Origin of the sequence: uncultured Veillonella sp. (assembly GCF_963543145.1) — a bacterium.
Taxonomy (GTDB): Bacteria; Bacillota; Negativicutes; order Veillonellales; family Veillonellaceae; genus Veillonella.
On sequence record NZ_CAUTZP010000031.1, the window covers coordinates 1 to 5,714 of the forward strand.

Sequence of the window (5,714 nt, forward strand, 5' to 3'; positions counted from 1 at the left end):
ATGGTTACAAAGTTGTTGGCTATAGTAAATATCATCAATACAAGATGAAAATCGACGTAATCACTGGCAATACTTCCGATATGGAAGAAGGGGGCAAACCTAAAAAAATTATCGGTGAAATCTTCAATAAAGATCGAGTAATTGAGCCTGCTCAAGCAGAACGTGTTGCTAAACAACAACTCGGTGCTGATGCTGTTATGAAGGGCTGGAAAATTGAAGCTCATGACGGCAAAATCTTGTACTATGTAACAATGCATCAAGATGGTAAAAAAGTAGTTGTTACAGTAGATGCTGAAACAGGTGCTTATGTAGAGCAATCTAAAGCTTATAAATTACCACCTGAACCAGATCAAGGTTTCGATGGGCGCAAAACAAATCTTATTTTTGGTAGCGGCATCGACATGGGTCGTTAATCTATTAAGTGATCATCAAATAAAAGAGCCAAAGGCAAATGCCTTTGGCTCTTGTTTTGTTTAATAGTTATTACCAACGGTGTTCATAGTACACTTGTGTCCACATAATAACTTCGACTAAGGAAGGATGTGGGCTCATAGTTTCACCTACAGCGATAACGGATTTAGGATCCATTTCGCGAGTAATACCTTTTTCGCGTAAGCGTTTAGTACGTTCAGAAGCGATTTCTTCATTAATTACTGTCAATGGTGTTACACCACTGTTCATAAGGTTTACATATGGTTGGAAAAGGATAGACGCTTGAGGACCTGTTACATGCATACCAAGGATATGGTTAGTATTTTTGTCTACCACGATTTTAACAAAGCCATCATTTACATCGCCAGGGTTGATACCCATTGCGTAGCCTTTAGCTGTAGAGGAGTAGTAGTTTTTACCTACACCTACATTGTAACCAGCTTTAATAGCTTCTGCCTCAGTAAGACCTACGCTACCAATTTCAGGGTAGGAGAATGTAACCTTAGGTAATGTATCATAACGTGCCCAACGGTAATCTTCTTCGCTTTTTGCGTAGAAGAGATTATGTGCAATGATGTCTGCTTCGTAGTTTGCACGATGGCGGAATGCAGGCTCTCCGTTTACGTCACCTAACGCATAGATACCATCAACGGATGTTTCTAAGAATTCATTAGTTTTGATCCAGCCTTTTGGCCATGTTTCGATACCTGTATTTTCAAGGTGTAATTCTTCCACTGCAGGACGAATGCCGGCAGCTACGAGAATTTCTTCAACTTTTGTTTCTGTGATTTTGCCAGTAGTACGATCTTTTGTTACTACGACCTTGAGACCGTCCTCTTGGCGGATTTCAACAGTGTCTTGGTTTAAGATTACATTAATACCACGAGCTTGGTAATTTTGAAGCAGATGTTCAGACATCTCTTCATCTTCCTTAGGTACAAGGCGCACATTATGTTGAATGATAGTAACTTCAGTACCAGCAGCATCAAATACGTGAGCAAATTCTACACCGATTGGACCTGCGCCGAGTACGGCAAGGGATTTATATGGTTGTTTAGGGAATTTGTCACCAAAGAGGCTTTCACTAGTAAGATAGCCTGCCTCTTGCAGACCGGGTACATTTGGTACATTACTATAACCGCCAGTACCAAGGATAATCGTTGGTGCTGTGATTTCTACAATGCCAGAACCATCATTAAGGTGAATATTCATTACTTTATCGGATACAAAGCTTGCTGCACCACGATATACATCTACATTGTCATAAGCATTGTAATAATCGTAAATGCCAGCAGATTCGTCGATTTTAAACCACGTACGTTTGGATACAGTATCCCAATCCATAGTAGCAGAACCAACATTAACACCAATTTTTTTGAATTCTTCCACTTCTTGGATCGCATTGGCTGCTGTAACCATAACTTTTGTAGGAATACAACCGCGAGTTAGGCATGTACCACCAAATTTACCTTTTTCTATGATGGCCACTTTAAGACCTTTTTTTAGCGCAGCGTCAGCTACGATAGTTGCGCCGCCTGTACCAACTACAATAATATCGTATTGTTTCATGTTGATTCCTTTCTATATATATCTACTAATAGTTATTATCATTAACTTTATTATAGCACTATATTGAATAAAATCAATATAGCTAATTTCCTATTGGTAAAAGTTTATGTGTGACTGATTATAAATAACACAATTTTTTAAGTACCACAATAAATACAATGTGATACTACTTTTAAAAAGAGCTGATGAGATTGTTTACTAAGCTTGCTTATAAAAAGACGGTCCCGAAGGACCGTCTAAGGATATTTTAGTTCCAATCTTCGTGGTAGCCACGTTTTGCATAGTCTGCAGTAGCTGTGAAGAGAATGTCTGTGCTAGAGTTAAGCGCAGTTTCCGTAGAGTCTTGTAAAACACCGATGATAAAGCCAACGCCTACAACTTGCATTGCTACGTCGTTGGAAATACCAAATAGGGAACAAGCCAATGGAATGAGTAGTAAAGAACCACCAGCTACACCAGAAGCACCACAAGCACCAATAGTGGCGATGATGGATAATAGGATTGCAGTAGGAATATCTACAACAATACCTAGTGTATGAGCTGCTGCTAATGTCATGATTGTGATCGTAATTGCAGCACCACCCATATTGATAGTAGCACCTAATGGAATGGATACGGAATACATATCTGGGTTCAGTTTCAAACGTTTAGCTAAGTCAAGGTTTACAGGAATATTGGCAGCAGAGCTACGTGTAAAGAATGCGTAGATTGCAGATTCGCGTAAACATTTAAATACCAATGGGTATGGATTGCGACGAAGATAAATGAAGGACAAAAGCGGATTGATTACTAGTGCTACGAAAATCATGGAACCAAGTAATAAAACGAGTAATTGGAAGTAACCAATTAAAGCTTCGATACCGTTAGTTGCAATAGATTCAGCTACAAGGCCCATAATACCAAGAGGCGCAAAGCGGATAATCCAACCTACTACTGTAGTAATTGCTTGAGCGATGGATTCCATAACCTCTTTTGTATTCATTGGTGCCTGACGTAAAGCCGCACCTAGGATAAGTGCCCAACCTAGAATACCGATATAGTTAGCAGACATCAATGCTTTTACAGGGTTATCAACTACATTTTTAAGTAATGTTGTCATAACTTGAGCAATACCTTGCGGTGGCGCTGCATCAGCGGCATCTGCTGCTAAATGTAAAGTAGTAGGGAATAAGAAACTTACGACTACGGCTAATGCTGCGGATAGGAATGTACCTAATAAATATAAGGTGATAACAGAACCCATACCTGTTTTTTGGCCGGAGCGATGTTTACTAATCGCTGCGATTACCAAGAAGAATACAAGGATAGGGGCGATGCCTTTAAGAGCCCCAACAAAGAGAACCCCTAATAAAGCAAGTTCATTTGCCACATCTGGCAGGTAAAGTGCAGTCAAAATACCAATAACCAAACCTATGATAATCTGTTGGATTAGACTGACTTTGTTGATTGATTTTACAAATCGATTCATAGTACACTCCAATACTTAATAAAAACATATAATACTCCATGAAGAAGTATCCTTTCATCATGGACATATGTCATTATACAACGAACATGTAATAGTAGCAATAGATAATATCATAGATGTTCATACGTATTTATGTTAAATATATAATAAGTGATAAATATGTTTATTTACCTTATAGTCGGGTGTTGTTTTCTATAGAATTCACAAGTACTTTTACCATATATGTAAATAGTACATACTTGCTATTTATAGTATATATAATAGGCTTCTTTTTTAGAGTTCCTATAATATGGTATACTATGCCATATACAGTTCTTGAATATAGTTCTTGATTAGTGAAAGGACCATAATGAATACTAAAGAATTTAAAACGTATGCCGATAAAGAAGAGTTTGTACAGGGTGTTTTTTCTAATATTGCAAAAAACTATGATTTAATGAATACAGTCTTAAGCTTTGGACAAGATTATTTTTGGCGGAAATTCTCTGTAAAAGCAATGAATATTGGTCCTCACCAACGTGTGCTTGATGTGGCATGTGGTACTTGTGTGTTTACAAAGGAAGCGTTGCGTCAAGAGCCAACATTAAGGGTGGAGGCATTAGACTTTAATCGTGAAATGCTCGACCAAGGTCGTGTTCGTATTGAAGAAGCAGGGTTAATAGATCAAGTTAATCTAGTACAAGGTGATGCGATGGCTTTACCTTATGCAGATAATACTTTTGATGCGGCTATGAGTGGCTTTGCAATGCGCAATGTACCAGATATTAAACAAGTATTATGTGAAATGCAACGTGTTGTAAAACCAGGTGGGAAAGTAGTTGTATTAGAACTTGCAAAGCCAAGTATGTTTGGTTTTAAACAGGTATATAATTTCTATTTCTCTTATATATTACCTATTATAGGTAAACTAAGTAAGGATAATTCATCCTATGCATGGCTTCCAGAGTCCTTGCGACGTTACCCTCACCAAAGCGAAATTTTGGAAATCTGGAAATCTCTAGGATATGAAAATGCCACCTATCATGAATTGACAGGCGGCATTGTAGCGGTCCACGAAGGTGTGGTGCCAGAGAATTCTATTGTAAATAATAAGTAATATTAGCGTCTTGAGAAACTACTAATGATCCTTTTTCAACAGGTGTAGCAGTTTCGAGTGCTGCCTTTAGCATTGCTCCATTACGGTAATAACCGGAGTCCATAGAACTAGTTTCAGTTGTACTAATAGAAACCGTTTTTACTGGACCTAATGTACGACCGAGTGCAGCTGCAATAACTTCCGCTTTATGGCGGCCGTTTTGAATCGCTTCTGTAGTTAAAGAATCAGATAATTGTTGAGACACATCATTTTGGAATGAAAGGTTGTTGATGTCGTTAGCCCCAGCGCTAACTGCGGCATCGACAACCTTTCCTACGTTATCGAGGTTATTAATCTTAACTGTTACATGATTGGACACATTATAACCTGTGTTAATGCGTTTGCCTTCTTGATAATCGCTTGTTGGATTAATGGATATATTAGATGTGAAAATATCTTTTTTATCAACACCTAGATTTGCTAATCTACTAATTAACTCACTCATGATACGATCGTTATTGGATTTAGCAGCGTTAATATTTGTGTTTTGACTTGTAATGCCTAAGGTTAAAATTGCATAGCTTGGTGCTACAGAACGAGAGGCTTGGCCTGTAATTTGGATTTCAGAGGTATCGAAGGTGCCTTGTGGTGCAGCAAAGGCTGCTGTAGTCATAGTTGCACATATAGCGGCTAGCGCTACTGTTTTAGCTAATAAACGTTTAGATAATTTCATACTTAATCTCCTTACACTAATGTAATATTCATATTAATTGATACTAATAAAATAGAACTATTTATGCTACAAGTTCTGTATTACAGCTATATTGTACCTGATTGGTTGTATGAAATCAATTATCGATTACTAGGTATGTTAATGAAAGTAAGGTGAAAGTTGTGTGAAATTGAGAAATGGGGGTTGCACTTATAATGTCGTTGTACTATAATATGCATACAGTCGTTCGAGCGACTGTTTCTTAATGAGTGTAGTAATACACTCTAGAGGTTCAAAAAGAACTTAAAAAAAGATTATAAAATGTGTTGACACGAACGAAGTCACATGTTATTATAATCTAGTCGCCAGTTGACGAAGTGTTTCTTGAGAAAGTGCTTCGAAACTAGATAAAATCTAGTTTGACTGGTACAGATCTTTGAAAACTGAACAATGATAGG

5 protein-coding genes are annotated in these 5,714 nt (G+C 37.7%); 2 read left to right on the forward strand and 3 right to left on the reverse strand.

Translation table 11 applies throughout. The features are described 5' to 3' along the window. On the forward strand, window positions 1-413 hold a 413-nt coding region (locus RWZ05_RS08730), incomplete at its 5' end, for a PepSY domain-containing protein (RefSeq protein ID WP_399554374.1). A 70-nt stretch (window positions 414-483) separates the two neighbouring features. Here RWZ05_RS08730 and RWZ05_RS08735 read toward each other — a convergent pair. Together RWZ05_RS08735 and sstT are read right to left on the reverse strand one after the other, a co-directional pair. Beyond that, the gene (locus tag RWZ05_RS08735) at window positions 484-2,001 is read right to left on the reverse strand and encodes an FAD-dependent oxidoreductase (RefSeq protein ID WP_314643784.1); all 1,518 of its coding nucleotides are present in this window, start codon (window positions 1,999-2,001) and stop codon (window positions 484-486) included. Between the two features lie 247 nt (window positions 2,002-2,248). After that, window positions 2,249-3,469, reverse strand: a complete 1,221-nt coding sequence (gene sstT, locus RWZ05_RS08740) for a serine/threonine transporter SstT (protein ID WP_314643786.1) — start codon at window positions 3,467-3,469, stop codon at window positions 2,249-2,251. A 349-nt stretch (window positions 3,470-3,818) separates the two neighbouring features. Here sstT and RWZ05_RS08745 point away from each other — a divergent pair, with 349 nt between their 5' ends. Next, a complete protein-coding gene (locus tag RWZ05_RS08745; protein WP_314643789.1) occupies window positions 3,819-4,565 on the forward strand; it encodes a ubiquinone/menaquinone biosynthesis methyltransferase in 747 nt (248 codons plus the stop codon). Here RWZ05_RS08745 and RWZ05_RS08750 read toward each other — a convergent pair. Next, complete coding sequence (locus RWZ05_RS08750; RefSeq protein ID WP_314643791.1) at window positions 4,546-5,277, reverse strand: SIMPL domain-containing protein; 732 nt, start codon at window positions 5,275-5,277, stop codon at window positions 4,546-4,548. The genes RWZ05_RS08745 and RWZ05_RS08750 overlap by 20 nt on opposite strands. Window positions 5,278-5,714: the final 437 nt, after the last annotated feature.